The sequence below is a fragment of the Anaerococcus hydrogenalis genome (genome assembly GCF_002871895.1).
GTDB classification, from domain to species: Bacteria; Bacillota; Clostridia; order Tissierellales; family Peptoniphilaceae; genus Anaerococcus; species Anaerococcus hydrogenalis.
The window spans coordinates 124,277-144,078 of sequence record NZ_PNHP01000005.1 but is presented as its reverse complement, the minus strand read 5'-3'; the positions used below and the strand labels follow the sequence as shown (position 1 = coordinate 144,078).

Annotated in this window: 3 protein-coding genes; all 3 read right to left on the bottom strand. The window is 34.9% G+C overall.

Features of this window, described 5'->3' with window-relative positions:
* Positions 1 to 933: 933 nt before the first annotated feature.
* The gene (locus tag CJ192_RS07750) at positions 934 to 2,202 is read right to left on the bottom strand and encodes an MSCRAMM family protein (protein WP_102198374.1); all 1,269 of its coding nucleotides are present in this window, start codon (positions 2,200 to 2,202) and stop codon (positions 934 to 936) included.
* A 23-nt stretch (positions 2,203 to 2,225) separates the two neighbouring features.
* Positions 2,226 to 4,301: a pilin N-terminal domain-containing protein gene (locus tag CJ192_RS07745; RefSeq protein WP_102198373.1), complete on the bottom strand. Its 2,076-nt coding sequence runs from the start codon at positions 4,299 to 4,301 to the stop codon at positions 2,226 to 2,228.
* Positions 4,302 to 4,464: 163 nt separating this feature from the next.
* A complete protein-coding gene (locus CJ192_RS07740) occupies positions 4,465 to 19,671 on the bottom strand; it encodes a SpaA isopeptide-forming pilin-related protein (RefSeq protein ID WP_102198372.1) in 15,207 nt (5,068 codons plus the stop codon).
* Positions 19,672 to 19,802: the final 131 nt, after the last annotated feature.

Here is a 19,802-nt window from a genome sequence, read left to right as displayed (position 1 = left end):
ATTTTGTATTTATAATAAAAAATACCCATATTTCAATTTTTTAATGCACGTTCTAATTTTAAATGAATTTAATTATAAGCTATATTAATATCAGAGATCTCTCGACTTCGCTCGAGATGGGTTATGATTTTCTTTAATTGGTTGCTAAAGTATAAGCTTATTTATCATTTAAAGTTTCACTTAATTCTTTTATATTTTTGTTATTTATATTCTTAATTTTAATAATTAAAAATTTTCTATTAATATTTTTCTAATATCATTTTATTAATTGTGATAGTTAATAGTTTTCTATTTTTATTTTAAAGCTTAATTTATCCCTATTCGTAGCAAAACCTATAAATAAAGATTAACCCCATCTCGAGCTTGTCGAGAGATCTCTGGATTGTATTGTGATTATAATTCCATTTTTACCTTGGATTATATAAGGATATTTCCTTAAATATTTACTTTTTCTCTTGATTTACTTATTACATGAGATCTCTCCACTCCCTTCACTCGGTCGAGATGGGTTAATGTTCTCTTTATTTTATTACTAAAGTCCTTATTTTATTTATATGCTCTATTTATTTTTATAATTCGTTCTATATTAAATTTTTAATAACCAATCGAAGTCTTATCCATCTCGAGCTTGTCGAGAGATCTCTTTCTTATTTTTAGATTGCAATTCTACTCTTTCCTTGGGTTTTTTATAGAATTTTCTTTACATGCATACTTTATTTCTAAATTTACTTAATCCGTGAGATCTCTCGATTCGCTTTGCTCACTCGAGATGGGTTGATTTTTCTTATTTAATTGCTAAAGTAAAAGCTTATTTATCATTTAAAGTTTTACTATAATTATTTTAAAATTTAAAAATTGTATTTTATTTTCTATTTATTTTAAATTTCTCCACAAAAAAACTACCCTGCCAAGCAAGGTAGTTTTAAAATTATTTTATTCTTTAGCCCTAACAAATCTTATTCCTACTCCTATCATCAACAAGGCTATTGCCATTATTAGTAGGATTGTGTTATCTCCGGTTTTGGCCATTGATTGTAGGTTTTTGCCTAGTCTGGATCCTACTGTTGTGCCACCGTTTGGGGTAGTTTTTGTTGGTGGGGGTGGGGTTGTTGGTTTAAAGTTTTTTATGCGGATTGTTTTTGTGTGTGAGTTTTCGTTTATTTCGAAATCATTTGGGACTGTGTTTTCGATGTAGCCTTGTGGGGCTTTGGTTTCTACTAGTCTATATTGTCCGTAAGGGAGGTTTTTTGTTTTAAATTCGCCCTTGTCGTCACTTGTTAGGGTATAGATTTTGTCATTTTCCATGACATCTTCATAGCCCTTGTCGGTTTTGACTTGAACTTTAAAAACTGCTCCTTTTAGTGGGTCATCATTTGTGCCGTCAATTTTTATAAATGAAAAATAATTTTCTGGATTATCTTTTTCATTTGTCATCTCGATGCTACCAGTTTGAGCTGGGTCACTTTCTTTTCCCACTTGAGATTCATAGCCTTTTAGAGGCTTTGTCTCTTTGAACTTTACCTTTTCTTCTAGACCATAGATTTTAATTTGTCCCTTTTCGTCAGTGAAAAGTTCTTTGATTTTCCCGTCTTTTTTGTAGGTTAATTTTTCTTCTCCCTTATCATCTTTTATTATTTCAAAGGAAAGAATCTCACCTTTTTCATTTACCACTTCAAAGCCTACGTTTTTTAAAACTTCACCAGAATTTTTGTCCCTTTTGGTTAGGGTCAAGTCGTCTGGGGCTTTTTTGGGATAAATTGTGAGGGGATTTTCTGTATTTTCGTCAATTATTGCTAGAAAGGGAATATATGGTCTATTAGAATCTTTTGACCTATATCTTAATAGATAGGCTCCCTTTTCCAAATTATCAATACTTGCAAAATACATGCCATTATTTTCTTCTGACTTGTTTGATGATTTCATCTCACCCAAATCTTTTGAAATTTCCTCGTCTGTTTTATCTTTATAAAGATTAATGAAATCAAGATTTTTTTGAGGATCTTTCAAATCTTTTGCTTTATCATCTGGAATTTTCCAGTAATCTACATAATCTACAATAACTTCTTTACTTTCACCATCTGTGAAATTTGTATTTATTAATAGGCTATTTCCGCTTTTAGCGAAAGCTAAAAGAGGAGTAACTAGGTGTAGTAAAATCGCAAGGACTACTACTCTTATTATTTTTTTATTAGTTTTTGTCATAGTAACTCCTCTGTTAGTTAGTATTAAGCTTGTTCTTTGTTAGCTTTCATTTTGTAAGCTGCAAGTCCCATAATCATAAGACCAGCTACTACAAAGATGATAGAACCAATTCCACCTGTTTGTGGGATTACAACGTTCTTATTCTTGATTTGTAGTCCGTATCCCTTTTCAGCGTTATCTTTGTTGTATTGAAGTTCAGCATCTGTACTTGCGTATGAGCCTTCTTTTACTTCAAATTTTTCATTAGATTGTAGCTTAGCATATCCCTTTGGTGCTGTTTTTTCTTCTAATTCATATCCTGCTTTATATTCAAGACCTGAAATTTCAAATCTACCTTCAGCGTCGGATGTTAATACAACAACATTAGGATCAGTTTTTTCGCCCCAAGTATATGCTGTTGCATTATTCTTGAATGCTTCATTGTAAGCTTCTTGTTTTTGATTAATTAAAGTTTTAGCATCTGTTCCTTTTTGACCTTTTTGGTCTTCAGCTGAAAGCCCGTTGTAAGCTTTAACTGCTTCATCAAGAGCTGCTTTTGCATCTGTAACTGCTTTTGCGTCTTTTTTAGCTGCTACTAGATATTTATTATCTGCGTTTTTAACGTAGAATTCTGCTCCTGCAAGTCTTTCTAGTTTAGCGCTTCCTTTATCTTCGTTATTTGTTTTAACGAATTTTCTTCCACCAAGTTGAACCTTTGGTTCTGTTGGATTAAGTTCTTTTGGGTTATCTGTATTTTTGTGGTCCTTGATTTCAATTTCGCCAGTTTCTTTGTTGTATTCCATATATTCAGCTTCATAGCCTTTTACAGACTCAACGATTCTGTATGTTCCATTTTCATCAAGATTATCAAAAGTTACTGTGAATGCATCTTTTTCTGTTTTTTCAACAGTTTTTACATCTTCCCATTCGCCTTTGTCGTTTTTCTTTTGAAGTGTAAAGTATGCTACTACATTCTTATCAGCTTCTGTTATAGTTTGATCTCCTGTAATATCCCATGATTTTTTCATTTTGATTTCTTTTTTACCAGGAGTAAACTCTTTTGGTTCATTATCTTTACCAGGTTTATTTGAATAATCTAAAGCAATGTCGTTTAGCTCTGGATTATCAACAACTGCATCTCCATTTACTGTTGCAGAGTATACTAATTTAATTTCAACATCTGCTGCTTTTGCTGCTTTTTCGATTTTATCAATACCTGTTTGTTTAAATACTAATGTAAATCCTCTATCTGTTGCGATTATTGAATAATCAGCAGCAGCAAGAGCATTCTCTCCTGTTAATTGGTCTGATGAAACTACTAAGTCTTTATTATAAGTAAGACCTTTTGTCATGTTATCGTTCCATACCAATTTTTGATAGTGAGAATCTTTTGGTATTTTTGTTTTTACTTCATAAGGTATTTTCTTTCCAATATCTGCTGTTACTGTAGCTTTATTAGCTTTATAATTGTTGTAATCAGCTCCAGCTTTTTGGTTTCCTTCTTTATCTTCAACTGTTGTTAAATCATTATCTTTTCCAAAGTTTTTGTCAATTTCTGGTTTTTCTTGAGTGTTCTTTGGATAAACGTGAGCATCTTTTACGATACCTTCTGCATCATTTACTACTGGTAATACTAAAAGAGTTGGAACTGCTTTAGATGCAGCTAATAATTCTCCATTGTCTCCTTTATATTTTGATTGTTTCAAGTCTTCAACTATTCTGTAAGTACCTTTTCCAAGTCCCTTTGTATCTAGTTTTAGACCAGCATCGTCTTTTGTTAGTCCAGATTTACCTTCTATATCTGTCCATTGAGCATCATTATTTACGTCGATGTCTCCCTCAGCTACGTCAGCATTTAATTTTTGAAGTTTGAAATAAACTCCATTAATTTCTTTTGCTTTTTGATCACCAAAGAAATCTTTGATGTTTTGAATTTCATTACCATCATATTTCTTGTCTTTGTCGTGAGCATCTAATGCTTCTTTTGTCAACAAGATTTTGTGAATTGTTACAGATTCTGTTTCTGTAGCTTCAGCCGCACTAGCATTTACAAAAGGTGCTGCTATTATTCCGAACACCATTGCGAATGCTGTTAAAAATGACAAAATTTTGTGTTTCATAATTTTCTCCTTTATATTTTTTTGTCAATATGCATTGATATATCTTGGCTTTCGCCTATCAATTATGTATAATCTTTATTTCAAGATTTATACTAGAAACGTTCCTACATTTATAATTTACCCTGTTACCTTGGGCAAAAAGCCCAAAGACAAGGTTAATTAACTATTTTCTTACTACTAGTTTATCTTTTCTTTTGAAATAGGTCAATACTGATGTAAACATTACTATTAAACCTATCACCATAAATCCAATCCAAACTCCAGGGCCTCCTGTGGAAGGATAATGTGCTTTTTTGTTTGTGATTAAAATTGGCTTATTAGCAGTATTTTCTTTTATTTCTTCACCATTATTCAAGTCAGTTTTAGAAATATTAAGATCTTTAGCATCTATATAATATATTTTACCATTTTTCACTTCAAATTTGAACTCTTTTTGTCTAAATAATATATATCCTGATGGTGATTTGGTTTCTTTTATCCTATATTCTCCATCTGGGATGGATTTAAATTCAAATTGACCTTTATCTCCAGAAGTCGCCATCCATTTTTCAGCTGTTTTATCTGTTTCTTCTATTTGTTTTCCATTTTTATCAATGGATACATAAGCTTTTCCAACTTTTTGTTGAATTTCAAATTTAGCTCCTGCTAAGGCAAGATCTTCATTATCAGCGTCTACCTTTTTAAAGTAGATATCTGGTTTTTTGATATTTCCTATATCTGTTGTTAGTAGGTTGATGTCACGGGCTAGATAGTTATCTGTGTAGGCTTTCATATCTACTTTTGTTTTTTCATCAATTGTAAGATTTGTTTTTTCTACGTATTTATCTAGACTTACCTTATTATTTGCATCAAATTTTATTTTGCCATCTTTATCAAGTGATCCTATTCGATAGGTAGCTTTTGCTCCTATTCTTCCTTCGTCTTTGTATGGCATATCTACTATAAATTGATATTCTCTTACTTTGTCATCGTCTGATGATGTTTGATCAGAATTATTTTCTTGGCTTGAACCTACAGGATTGTTTTTCTTTTCCTCTCTGTATGGAGGGTTTATCCTTAGGGTTAAGTTTGAACTTTCGCCATTATTAATATCGACAGTGTAAGTTGTATTATCTTTTTTAACTATAGAGTCGCCACTTGCTTGTACCAATCTTACTTTTGTATTAGCTTGACTTAATTTTAGGTTATTATCTGTTGAATCTAAAACTAATCTTGCTTTTTCAAGCTCGCTTGGTTTGGCTTTGATGGTTATTTTTTGTCTGAAGGTTTTAGATTCTTGGTCTATCCCTAAGATTTCTGATTTTAGATTTTCTTTATCAGCATCTCCAGAATAGGTATTTACAGAAACTTTCTTCATATCATTTGTATCATCAAAGGAGTTTGTCCATTTGACTTTACCATCTTTTGTGACTTCTAATTCCCATACTTTGTCAGATTTAGTGTAGCCTGTTGGGGCTTTCTTTTCTTCTAAGGTGTATTTTCCTGCAACAAGTTTATCGAAAGTTGCTAGACCATCTTTTCCTGTTGTTTTTGTGAGAGCAGGATAGTTTTTCTTAGGGTCTTCAGGGTCTTTTTGTCCACTTGTTGGGGTGAGCAAGAATTTTGCTCCTTGAAGAGCCTTTCCATCTTGGTCAGTTTTTCTTATTTTTATTTCAGCTTTTCTGTAGTTTTCTAGGATTTGTTTATTGTTTTTGATATTTACAATCTTTCCATCTTTATCTACTTCAAAGGTTGAAATCGCATCTTTTGGCAAGTCATATTTTTCATCATCTGGTGTTTTTGTTTCTATGACTTGGTAGTTGCCAGGTGCTAGGCCTTCCCAAGAGAAGATTCCATTGTCGTCTGATTTTTTCTTTGAATCTGTTAATTCAGTTCCATCTTTCTTAAGAGTAAATTCTGCTCCCTTTAGAGGATTTCCTATTCCTAAATCTTTTAGGGTATTAGGATTTTCTGCTTCCTTATCTACTACATTTGATAAAACACCTCCATCTACTTTTGCAAATTCAATTTTGTTTTTGAAGTTTACAAGTTTGATTTCCTTGTTGACATTTCCACTTGCTCCTGGGTTAAAGAATTGTGACCAGGTTTCGAAGTGAGATTTGTAGGAATCCTTGTAGGTTATACGGTTTTGTGTCCTGTAATTGTAGTGAGTTTCATCTGCCCTAGTTTTTAGTGACTTGGCATTTTGGTTTAACTCACCCTTAATTTCTATTACATAGGTTGCAGTGCTTGAATCGCCTTTTCTATTTAAATATCTTGCTGGGATATCTATTTTTCTAGTGATATTATCAGCTCTGTTGTCCTTGGTGACGTATCTGTAATATCTATAGGTCCTAGAAGTGTAGTCATATCTATAGAAATCATATCCATCATAGTAGTTGACTTCTTCTGAATCTGTCCAAGTTTTGGTTGTGTACCAGTTATAGTCATCACTTATTAGACTTAAATCAGAGCGTACTTTGAGATTACCTTTTTCATCTTTTTCATATATGTCATATGAGTCTGGTAGGTCTCCATTTCGCCATCCACCTTTATCAGTTGGATTACTTCCATTTCCTGATTTGATATAGGTTTTTACTGATAGCTTATCATTTACAAGAATATCTTCATCAGTTGTAAATGATAGGGTCTTGCCTAACATTTCTCTATTCCATGGATTTAGATAAAGAATAGCTGTGAAGGTCTTACCATCTGGGTTTAACCTTAACATATAGGAAGATACGTCTGTATTAGGATTTTGGTAACCATCGTAGTTTACTGTCTTTCCATCAGAATCTGTATGGGTATTTTGTCCTCTATAGTTAATATTTATAGAATCTGAGTAATGATAGTTAGTATTTGTTGTATCAGTATTTTTTTCTATATTAGCTGTTACAGTAATGTCTTGGGTGTGATCTACTTTTCTTCTGTTAGGGAAGAGTTGTAGGAACATGGACATTGATTCTGGCTTGTAGTCTTTTACATAGTCTGTAAAGGTGTAAGTGATTGATCTTCTGTCATCATTTACCTTTGCCTTTGCAAGAAGTCCTGCAGGGCCTATGATGTTGAAGTATTCGTCACCCTTTTGACCCTTGTCATAGTAATCTTTGTTGATTCCATCTAGGTCTACATTGTCGGAGAATTTGATTGTGAAGAAGTCTCCAGGTTTGATGGTTGTTTTTTCGTCAATCTTGAAGTTGAATTTGGCAAAAATACCCTCGGCCTTGTTTGGATATACAATATCTTTTCTCTTTGAGTCTGCTGTTGATACAAGCTGGTCTTGGGTGCCATAAAATTTGATTGCTTTTGATACATCATCTTTTGGTTTTTCTGGTACTTTCCATTCTTTGTCTCCGCCTAGGGCTATTAGTTTCTTCTTGGTGTCGAGGATATAACCGTTTTTGGTTTTTGTTTCCTTGAGCCAATAGTAGCCGTAAGGTAGGCCGGTGAATTTGATTTTACCATCAGTACCTGTTTTATAAACTTTATCTCCGATTGGAGTTTCGTCTGCGTCTGTCTTGTGGAGAGTAAATTTAACTCCTTCTAATTTACCACCTTTTTCATCTTCCTTGGTTAGGGTAAATTCGCCCTTGCCTGGTTTTTCGTTAATGATGTTTGTAACTGTGGCTTCACTTTTCGCATCTACTTCTGCTTCTTTAATCTTTTTGGTATCTTTGTCGTATGTGTAAATTTTAACCTTACCATCTACTACCTTGAAGGTCTTGATTGGGCCATTGACTTTCATGTACTCTTCGCCATTAGCATCTTTGGCTGCTTTTGGTTCTATAAGTCTATAGTAACCGTCGGTTAGGTCTGTTATTTTGAATTTACCGTCTTTTTCAGATTTGTAGATTCCTCTGTGCGTTTCTGGAGTGACTTCCTCATTTCCAAGTGGTCCTGTAAGCCAAGTTTTTTTGCCATCTTCTTCTTCGATGTAGTAGTGTGTGAGCTTGTCACGTCCTACTTCTGACTTGATATATTTCATATCTTTTGTCAATGGATAATAACCTTGGTTTTCCTTTTGGATATCGTCTGGGTCTTGTTTTTCTAGGTAGAACTCAACGTCTTTTAGTGGAGTTTCTTTGTCTTTAAGTTTACCATCTTCTCCCTTGACCTTATCTTTTCCTTTTTTGGTAAAGACAACTTCGGTTTTCTTGTTTACGATTTGGAATGGGAATCCAGAGTTAATGGATTTGCCATCTCCTAGATATTGACCAGAGTCTGATATATTTTTGCCTTCCTTATTTGTAAGTGGAACCCACTCCTTGGTACCATCTTCCTTTTTAACTTCCTTTAGGACTGCTACTAGGGTTGCTACAAATGGAGTGTCCCAGGAATTATCATAGGCAAATCTTAGTTTGTACCTATATTTGGTCTTAGCATATCCATCTGGGGATTTAACCTCTTCTAGGAGATAGTCTCTTCCAAATTGGATATTGTTATTTAAGTCTATACTGTAAGGGGCATTTTTTGATAGGTCTATGGTTTGTTCATAGACATTTGTATCAGTGTTTTTCTTATCAGCAGGGTCAGCGTAGATTTTTACCTTTAGCTTGCCCTTGGTGATATTTTTAAACTTACCTTCTTCCATAAAGCCTTTGTATAGGTTAAAGAAATATGGTTTGGACTTATTGATTACATAGAAAGTGCCATCCTTATCTACATGAGTTTCTGGATTTGTGGTATTTCTATTTAATAAGTTTTGGAAATCTCCAGGGCTTTTTACTAATTCCTTACCACCTTCCTTGGTAGTCTTTATTTCAAAGAATTCTTTTTGTAAGGCTCCCTTTGAATCTTCATAGATCTTTATTCCTATTTGCCTATCCATGATATCATAGCCGTCTGGGGCTTTGGTTTCTTTTAACAAGTAGACACCCTTGGCTAGGTTAGTGATTTCAAAGACACCTTCATCACTTTCCACTTGGTAAGGTGGGAATTCTGATTGACCTGACTTGGCAGAGTCTAAATCCTCTGGATTATTTGAAGTTTTTAATAAGACGAACTTGGTGTCCTTCTTTATTACATTATCTGTATTCCTGCCTCCAATTTTCTTCCACTTAAGGTCGGTTGTGGTCTTGGTGTTGGTAATCTCGTAAGGATTTTTCTTACCGTCACCGGTAATATTGGAGTTTTTCTTAAAGTTATTCTTTGAGTAGAACTTGTCGTAATAGTCCTTATCGTATTTTTGGAAGTATTCTTCTTCGACATCGTGACTTTTACCTTTGCTGTCCTTGTATGTTCTTACTATCTGTAGGCCATCATCTGTCTTTTCTACTTTAAATATCCACTTTAATTGCTTGGTGTTAGATTGGTAGCCTTCTGGGATTCCCACTTCTTCTAGTTGGTAGATACCTTCACCGAGGTTTTGGAAATCTACCCTACCAGAAGATTGTGAACGACGTAGGGAGCTGTACTTGCCTGTGGCATTTGAGATTGCATCTGGTTTGACCTTTTTGTCCTCTTCTGTTGGTGTTTGTCCACCTACACTTATCAGATTCTTCTTTTCATCATACTTATATTCTTTATTATCGTATGTGAATTTTTCTACATTGCCTTCAGAGTCGTATTCTGTAACCTTCTTGCCGTTAGTATATTTCTTAAGGCCTGCACCATCTTTTTCTTTGTGGTACTCGTAAGCCTTTGCTCCTTCGTCCATTGAGAATCTTACTTTTGTAAGTCTAAAGTAGGCGTCTTTTAATGGAAGTTTTTCTCCTTTGTCATTAGTCTCATTTCTAAACTTCATGAAGGAGAAATTGGTCTTGGAGTAGTTTCTGATTTTGATGTCTTGGAGGTTACCATCGTCATCATAATCAGGATCTCCATTTGCCTTGGTCTTAAATCCTATGGACTTATCAAGTGTACCATCTGGGTCATTTTCAAAGACAATTTTTAACTTGTGAGTTTTTTCGTCTTGAACTACATTGAAGAACCATGGGTCTGGTTTTTCAAATTTTGTAATAGCTCTGGTTTCTTGGAGCTTGTAACGACCTCGAGGAAGGTATTTGAACTCGAAGTGAGAGTTGGCGTATGAGTAGATAGTCTTATCATAGCCTCCATCAATTTTTTTGCCATCCTTATCAACTTGGGTTAGCTTAAAGTCGGCAGATTCTACTTTGATGTCCTCTCCATTCGCCCCCTTTTTTCCTTCGATTTTTTGGAATTTGAGGTCGATGTAGGCTTTTTCGTTGTTTACACTTACAAATTCGCCCTTTGTGTTTTTAGAGAAGAACTTGTTTGTATCAGACATCTCTTGATAGATGCCTTGTTTGTTTTTCTCGTAGCCTTTTACCTCTTGCTTCCATGAACCTTTTTCATCTTCTGTGAAGGTGATAGCTAGGAAGGAATCGGTAGGCTTGAAGCCGTCGGCTGGTTTTATTTCTTCTAGGATGTAGGTACCTTCACCGATGTTGGTAAATTCTACACCTAGTTGGTCATTTGAAACTGCCTTGGCAAATTTCTTGTCCTCATCATAAGGTTGGACTCTGATTGAGTCTAGCTGTTCTGGTGTTAGAGGCTTGCCATCAGCGCCCTTTGTTGGTTCTTCTTCATAAGCTGGCTTGTTATTTTTAAATACTAGCTTTCCTTCTTTATCAAGCTTAGCTTTTCTTAAGGAGAATTCTGCTCCTCCTATATTTTGGTAGGATGCCTTATCCTTTTTGAAGAAGTTTAGCTTTGTTTTATTTTTGTAGTTGGTAACTCTAGCATCGTGGATCCACTTGTATGGGGCGTCTGGTCTTGCTGGGTCGGAACGACCATCATCTTTTACTTCCTCGATGTATCTAGCAAAGTCTGGGTCTCCTTTTTTGAAGCCCTTGATGGTTTTGACGTCTTCTATAAGGTGTTTCTTTTCAGCTTCACTTATGCCGATGTTGAAATCGTCTTTTTCAGAGAAGGTGTGTTCAAAGTCAAAGGTGATATCCATGTAGTTGGCATCTCTTGGTACTTTTTCTTTGTTTATTACTACCTTGAAGTACCACTTCATATCATTACCATTTTTATCCTTTGGAGGTCTGTAGGTATTATCTGGGGTCTTGATTTCTTCAAGCTCATAGATACCTGGGGTTAGCTCTCTGAAGTAGTTATCTCCTGGCTTACCAGTAGCCTCTGACACTCCGTCGAATTTTTCATCGTAGTATTTTGGAAAACCTGTTTTGCCTGTATCGGTGTAGGTACCATCTTTGTTTTTCTTATAGATTGGAACTCTTTCACCATTTACAAGCTTACGAGCCTTAAATTGTGAACCTGTTAGAGCAGCCTTGTTTTCATTGACCTTGGTAATTCTTAGCGGAATCCTAAAACCTGTTTCATCGTGGTTGAAGATTTCTACTAGGTTACCATTTGTGATATTGACTATTACAGTATTATTCTCTTTAACATCTCTAGAGTCAAATCGGTATTCTGATACAGTCTCAGATCCCCAACCACCAGCTATTTCTGTATCTCTGGTATAGACTAGTTTATAATCAGAATCTAGGTCAAGACCTTTGTATTCTAAGGTGCCCTTATAACGAGCAGGTCTTTCGCTTCCAGGAACTTTGACCCAATTGTCTACTAGGCCTTTTCTTTGGTTGATGAAAAGTTCAACTGTACCTGGAGAACCTTTTGGCTCATCCTTACTATTATCTATTCCGTCCTTTTGGTTGGAATAAATGAAGTTTGCCTTTAAGATCATCTCACCTGTAGGATGAGGGGTATTTTCATCTATAAAGGTTGCTTCTACATTTACATCATGATTAGGCATTTCGAAAGTAGCGGTAGATCCATCAACATAGGCTGTGTCATTATTAATTAGTAGTTCAGCTAACTTCTTGCCAGGATTAGGTGTAATAGTTATTTTTACTTCTGTGCCTGGTATGACATTATTTTGTGGGCTTGCACTAATGCTTCCACCACCTGTACTGCTTGTGATGACCTTGTGGCCTTCTGTTGTTCCAGGGTCTGGTGTTGGAGGGTCTTCTTTGATTAGCTTAGTTTTTATAAAGCTATTGTTAATATTATCATATGGACTTATTTTAGTTTCTTTTCCTTCGTTTGTAAAAACCATGCTTTTAACTACTTCATATTCCCTATTACTTTCAGGTTTAATAGTAGCATTATCTTTTACTAGGTTAATTTTATATGAAAAGTCTAAAGTTTGGCCTTTTTTAAGGTTGATGTTTTCTAATTTGGCTGAATGATTCCTTTCATTTTTTGATAAAATTGGTGTTAAATCATTATTTCCAATTTTTGCGCTAGCATCTACTAAGTTTATAGCATTTTTTAGACTTACCTTAAGGCTAGCATCTTTTACTAGATACTCATCACTTGGTTTTTCTATAATTTTTCTTTCTTTAATGAAGTTATCATCAGTTAAAATATTATTGTCAAAAAAGTCTTTACTTGCATTTTGACCTTTACCGTTATTGTTATGATCATCATTTCTAAAGAATTTGAAATGATCACTTAAAATATTTCCTGACGGATCATTTGCTGTGTTATTTGCCATATAATCTGTATATTCACTATTTAAACCAGAATATAAGTCTATATGGGCCATCCAAGTATCAAAATGTACTGGATTATCTTTATTTCTAAATGGCCAAATTATTTCAGCAGCTTGGAATTTTTTTGTATTTCCTTCATAGAAAGTTTTTGTTCCAGTAGAAATAAAGTTTGATATATCAATAAATATTCTTTTATCGTAGGCCTTATTTGTGTTTATGATTTGCCTATAATAGTCGTCCCTATTTTTTGCAAGCCTATCGTTTCCGTCAATATTATTTGCAACTCTATTTTTAACTCCAATTTTTCCTAGGTAATCTTTTATTGTTACATTCTCCCCATTTGGATTTGAAGGAGTTGTCATTGTGTAAGTTTGAGTATTTGATATTGACTGATCAAGTGCTAGTAAGTCTTGATTTACGCCACCTACTAATGAGTTTCTTGCGTTATCATATTGAATAAAGGTTGCATCAACACTTGCATTTGATTTTCTAGCCTTATCAACTATATCAGTTATCAATTTGTTGATATTTTTATCTATAGTTGGACCACTTGGATTTTTTTTATTTGTTAATTCTGATGCATCCTTGGACCTATCAATAACAAAGACTAGTTGGATCTTATTTCCAATTATTTGCTCTTCAGTCTCTTGAGACGCTTTAGCTTTTGGACTTATTGATAAATCAATAGTTCTACTACCATCTGTGGTGTCAACTTGGCTTGCCCTAACTTTTATATTCAAATCATCAGAGCTTGCATCATATTCTATATCTTGTAGATATGATTCTTTTGGAGTTGCCATTAGTCTTGGCATAGGTAATTTTTCTGAAATATCTAGGCTTGCCATCCTAAATCTTGGGCTGTTGGATGTGTAATCCATTTGTTTTGGGTTTCTAGTTGTTTTTGGATTATCCCTGTATTTTTTGACTGTTCCATCTCTTTCTACTAGGATGTACCAAGGGTTTGGATCTCTTTCGTATCCTGCAGGTCCCCTAAATTCTTCTAGGACGTAGTGGCCTGGTTTTAGTTGGTCGAAGGTTATTATACCTTGGTTTGGTGGGAGTTTGTCAGGGTCTTTACCCTTTTGTCCACCCTTGCCGTCATCTTCTGTGATTGGATCTCCAGGTGTTACCTTTTGGATGTATTCTTTTGGATACTTTTTGTCCTTATCCTTGTACTCTATCTCATAGTTTTCATTTGCTGTATAGAGTCTGAAGTAGGCACGTCTTAGGCCGACTCTTATTGGGTTACCATTTTTATCGGTGTAACCTATTGCATTACCGACTTTCTTTATGGAGAATTTTCCTAGTTTTTCATCTTCTAGGAAGTCTACTACTCCCTTAAATACTGAGTGGATGTCGGTTTTAGCGTTGGTGTTAGGGTCTCTTACGATTACCTTCATTTGGCCTTCGTTGGCTATGGCCTCTGCCTCTACCTTTAGAAGGATGTCATCAGCCTTGTTATAGTCTTTTGGTGGGTTTGTTTCTCTTAGGATATAGTAGCCACCAAATTCTAGGCCATTGAGGTGGAAGATGCCCTTTTCATCTTGGATGATTGGTTCTTTATTGATTGGAATAAAGTTTCCTTTTTCGTCCTTTTCGCCAATTATTGCCCCGTAGAAGTCTGACTTGTAGAGGTTGAAGCTTACTGGCTTATTATCTTTGCCCAATAATTTTTCATTAACTTCTGTAGCTTCTACTTCTGTTTTGCCATTTTCTTTTTCTACGATTTTTCCCTTGTATTTTTTGAAGTTTATATCTATGGTTCTGGCGTCGTTTCCTATTTGATAGGCATCAACTTTTTCATGACCCTTAATTATATTAGATATCTTAACTTCTCTTAGCTTATCGGAGTTAAAGATTTTATCTTGGTTCTCTCCAGCTTTTGCCTTTGGAACTTCGTAGAGCTTGTGGGTGAAGTTGCCTTTTTCGTCTAGGCTTACTACAAGCTTCCAACCGTAGAGGTCAGTTTTTTTGTAGCCTTTTGGAGCTTCTAGCTCTTCTAATAAGTATTCGCCGACTTTTAGGTCTTTGAAGGTGATATATCCGCCACCCTCAGCTTGTTGGCCATCGACCTTTTCTCTTGGAGCTTTGGTTTTGGTGGAATTATCTGTGTAGGCTTCTTCCATATAGAAGTCACCGTCTACCATTTTTAGGGACATGAGCCTAAATTTAGCATCTCCTAGGCCTAGGTGTTCTTTGTCTGTTCCTAGGTTTTCGGTTCTTACTTTTCTAAATTTGATTTCTGTCTTTTTGGTTTTGTTTCTAATTATTGGTAGGTCTACTGTTTTGCCATCTCTTCTTGCTTTTTCTGTTTCAAGTTTAGCATCTGCTACTTTTGCTTCTTTTTCGCCCTTTTCATTTGTAACTTCTTTGTATTCTTGTACAAAGCTTACTTCAACCTTTTTCTTGTCAGAAGCATCTGTCTTTTCCTCTGCGTGGATTAGGTAGAGTGGGGCTTTTTCGTAGCCTTGTGGTACTTTTGTTTCTTCTAATACATAGAAACCAGCTAGGATTTGGTCGAATTTAAATTCACCAATATTTCCCTTTTCGGTCTTGTCGTATTTTGAATCATAAGTTAGGTCTGCCGGATTCTTGAATTTATTTTTAGCATCAGCTAGATCTTTTGCATTTATTTTTCTAAGTGTAAATTCTGCTCCGTCTAGTTTGATAAATTTATTTCTTTTTATAAATTCAAGTTTACCGAGGTTATCTTCTATATTTGTAACCTTGACTTTAATTTTGTTGTCTTTATCAAGTACTACAAGAGGGGTTTTGCCGTCTGTATCTTTTGGAACAGTTTTTTGGTCTATTGACACTTCTGTTTCGAAACCATCGTTGACATGGATTCTTGGGAGCTTCTTGGCATCGTATGAACCATCATCTGGATAGATTTCTTTTCTTATTACTTCTATATCGAAGTCTTTGATTTTTTCAAAGCCTTGTGGAGTTTCGATTTCTTGGACTTTGTACTTACCTGGTCTTAGGTAAAGTTTGTGAGGATTATTATCTTCTGTTGATTTCCACTCTTTTTTCTCACCTGTATCGATATTGGTAAATCTGAATTCGGCATCTTTTAGCTTGCTGCCATCTTTCTTATATTTATCAATCTCGATTGGAGCCATGACACGACCTGCGATTAACTCTTGGTATTTGCCTTCGTCGGTGTGGGAATAGAATACTAATTTTACAGAATCTGCCTTGTCAGCATTCCAATCATTATTAGCTTTATAAGAAGCTATTACCTTTTTATATAGCTTTTCTGCCATTTCATATTGGGTTGATTGGACTGGTGGGTAGTTTCCTATCTTAGTTTCATTATCTTTTAATTTTCTAGGAGCGCCTGGCTGATTATTTATTCTCCTGGTTTCGTCACTTCCTGCAAAAGATCCATCCCAACCTGTTTTTGGGTAGGTTTGACGGATACCTGATAGGGTGTGGCCGACCTTCCATTCATCTATATTGTAGGATGATGGGGCTTGGAAGTAGTCATCTTCTAGGGACTTACCATCTGTGAAGTGGTGGATCACCCTTTGGTACATGGATGCTTCTATCATCCTGTGCATCTGTTGGCCCTTGGTATTTTTATCATAATTACCTTGGGTGTATTCTTTCTTTACTTCCTCACCATAGAAGTAGATTTTTTTCATAAGTTCTTCCATGGCTTGGCCTTGGCTTAAATCACCATTATGGTTTAGAGAAACTCCGTCATATAAAGTCCCAGCTAAGTGATTTGTTAACCTATAATTAGGTGTTGGTCTACCATGGGATTCATTTAGCCTTGTGATTAGGTAGTCACCTGATACATCCTCATGTTTATCTAGGAAGACCTTGGTGTTGCCTGTGTATACTGGGGCATTGACACGGTCGTTGAAACAAGATACCATATCGAAGTTTCTATTGATACGCATGATTGGGTATGGGTTTTCTGTATAGGCTATATAGCCGTTGGCTAGGTCTTGGTCGGAGATTTTTTCTGTAAAGAGATTCACACGACCACCTTCATAATCGTAAGACTCATCGATGTTGAATTTCTTCTTTTCTTTTAGGTTAGGCCTAAAGTTGTAGGTGTCGTCTCTTTTTCCTGAGTGGTTAGGATATTCATAAGAAACTATGGTTCCTGGGAAATATTGACCATTTTGTAAGACAACATCTCCTGCTTGAGTAGTTCTCCTATAGCCACCGTCTTTGAGTGGTAGGTAGTAGACCTTTTTTGCCTTAATAGTTCTCTCATCTTTGCCATTATTTCTATCAAAATCAGGATTGTCTAGAGCTGGGTCTTGGGTCTCACCACGTCTTATAAGATCTAGGGCATACCAATCTACCTTAGTATCTGATTTTCTATTTGCTGTTATAGTTCTGGTGTTGTCGTAGTAGAATCTCTCGTTGGTAAACTTATCTGTTAGGCCAAGGAAGGTTGCAGGTATATTTGTTTCTACCAAGTTGAATGGCACTTCTGCAAATCTTCTAGCATCTTCTACACCCTTTAACCATTTGAGTGGTGGTGGAACTGGGATAGCGTCATATTTCTCTTTGATATCTTTAAGCATCTTTTGGATGTAGTTAGAATCTGGATTGATCCTAAAACCTATAGAGTAAGTTTCGTGAACTTGGTTAGGGTCAATTGTTGCTTTGACCTTGATATATAATTTATTTCCAAGATCATTTTTACTTATTTGTGAGTTTTGGATTAAAAGTTCTCCAAGATTTGTTGAAGAAGTGTAGCCTGCTGTTGTTTCAAGGTCTTCTTTATTTTTAGATGCCTTGTAGTAAATATTTGTAAGGCCTTGGTTGGCTGATCCAAATACTGTTAAATTTAAATTCTCAAATTTAAGTGGGTTTTTAGGATCTACAAGCTTATCTGTATCGACTTCTATATCCCATTCTACATAGGCTCCTGTTAGTTTGGACTTGTCCAAATCAACTAACTTTTCTATTGGGTTTCCCTTATTATCCTTAAGTTTTTGGGAGGTCGTTCTCCAGTCTAGTTGGTAAGGGTAGGTTCCTGTTTGGGTCTCTCCCTCATCTTTTACAACATATTCACTTGTAACTGGACTTGGTGTATTTTTATATACTGTTATTGGATCTAGGCTTTGAACCGGATTATTTTTTGGAGATACTTTGATATTTAGGGTAATTGGGTTTTGGTTTCCAATTGCATTTGTATCAAAGGCTAATTTTTGGTCTATATCTAAGTCTATGGACTCTGTAACCTTTCTTACATAGATGTATCTAATGATATTGTCATTACCTCTTTTAAAGATTTGGGCAGTTGCTACTAGACCGAGTTTGTCATTGTAAAGGTCATTAATTCCTTGTCCTATATCTTCTTTTAGGTATGGTCCAAGATTAACATCAAAGTACCAACCAGATGGAATTGGCCAGCCTGGTGCTGCCTTAACCTTCATAGTTGTTTTTAGGTTAAATTTTTTACCATCAAAGCTATTAGATTCTTGGCTTGCTGCTTGTCTTAGCATCAAAGCCCTAAAGTTTTCTTCTCTATCTTTTTCAACAAGGTCTCTTATTGACTTATCATTTTCAGTCATAAGTTTTTCTTGGTCGGCCTTGTTTAGTTTATATTTTTCTCCAAGTGTGGTTAGGAGTTTTTGTAGGTCCTCAAGGCTTAGCTTTTTATTTTTAAGAGCCTCTTTCAATTCCTTATCTGCTTTTGAAAGGGAGGATTCTTCTGAGTCTTTTTTATCCATTATGGACTTAGGACTTTCTTCTTTTTTGGGGAAGTAGAGTTTTTTGTCAGCCTCTTTCTTTTTTTCTTGGGCTTTTTTCTCAGCATCTTCTTTTGCCTTTTGAGCCTCTTCTTGGTTTTCTTTTTCTTCTTGGGCTGATTTTTCTTCTTCTTTCTTCCCTTCTTCAGCTTTTTCTTTGGAAGAAGATTTTTCTTCTATTTTGGAATCTTCTTTTGATTCTTTTTCAAGTTTTTCTTTTTCAGCTTCTTCTTTCTCAGCTTTTTCTTTTTCAGCCCTTTCTTCTGCTAATTTCTTTTCTTCTTCGGCTTTGGCTTTTTCTTCTTGGGCCTTTTTCTCGGCTTCTTCTTTTTGCTTTTGGGCCTCTTGTTCTTTTTTCTCTTCCTCAGCCTTTTTCTTTTCTTCTTGAGCTTTTTTCTCTTCTTCTAATTTTTTTCTTTCGTCCTCAGATTTTTTATCTTCCTTGTATTGATTTAGTTCGTTAAAATCATTTGATAAAGAAGATGTGTCATAGATGTTAACTTTGTCATTATCGATTAGGGCAAAGATTTGTCCTTGATCTTTAATCTCATAATTTCCATCTTGGTCTTTTTTAAACAAGTTGTAAGATGGATCTGGGGATATGTTTTGGGTAAATTCTAAATTAAATACTAATTTATCTTTTTCTAGTAATTTTTGATTTCCTTTTTTATTAAAATCAAAATCGTCTATTATTTTAAAGTCTATGTATGAATAATTTATCCCGTAAGAATTTTCTTCTGAGTCTTGGTCTTGATTTTTTCCTACGATTTTGTAACCTTGGTCATCTTTTATTATATCTATTTCTATATCAAGGCCTTGGTCTTTGAGCTTATCTTTGATTTTCCAATACTCCTTGGATGCCTCTTCATTTGTAGGAAAATACCTATCGTCATATAATTTTAGGTCGTTTCTTTTTACTAGTCTAAAATTTGTACTCGTATCGGAGATACCTAAGGCGATAGTAAATTTACTTTCATCCTTTTTCTTCTCTTTTTTGTCATAAATTTTTTGCGAATCTGTGAGTGAAAAGTAAGAGTCTGGGTCTTGGTCTAAATTTTCAATGTTTTTTATGGAATTAGGCTCGGCTTCTTCTGCCTTGGACTTTGTAGCAAAGGCGGGGAGCATAACTTGCAATACCATAAAAAGGGCCATAAATAATGACGTCGATTTTCTCAATAACTTTTTCATGATAACTCCTTTTTTATTTTAGCTAATTTGAGTTTTTTAAAATTACCTAAAATTTGATGACTAATCGCTTGCACTTTCTTCTTGATTTTTATACTTACGGGATATAAAATTAATTTTTCTAACCTTATATT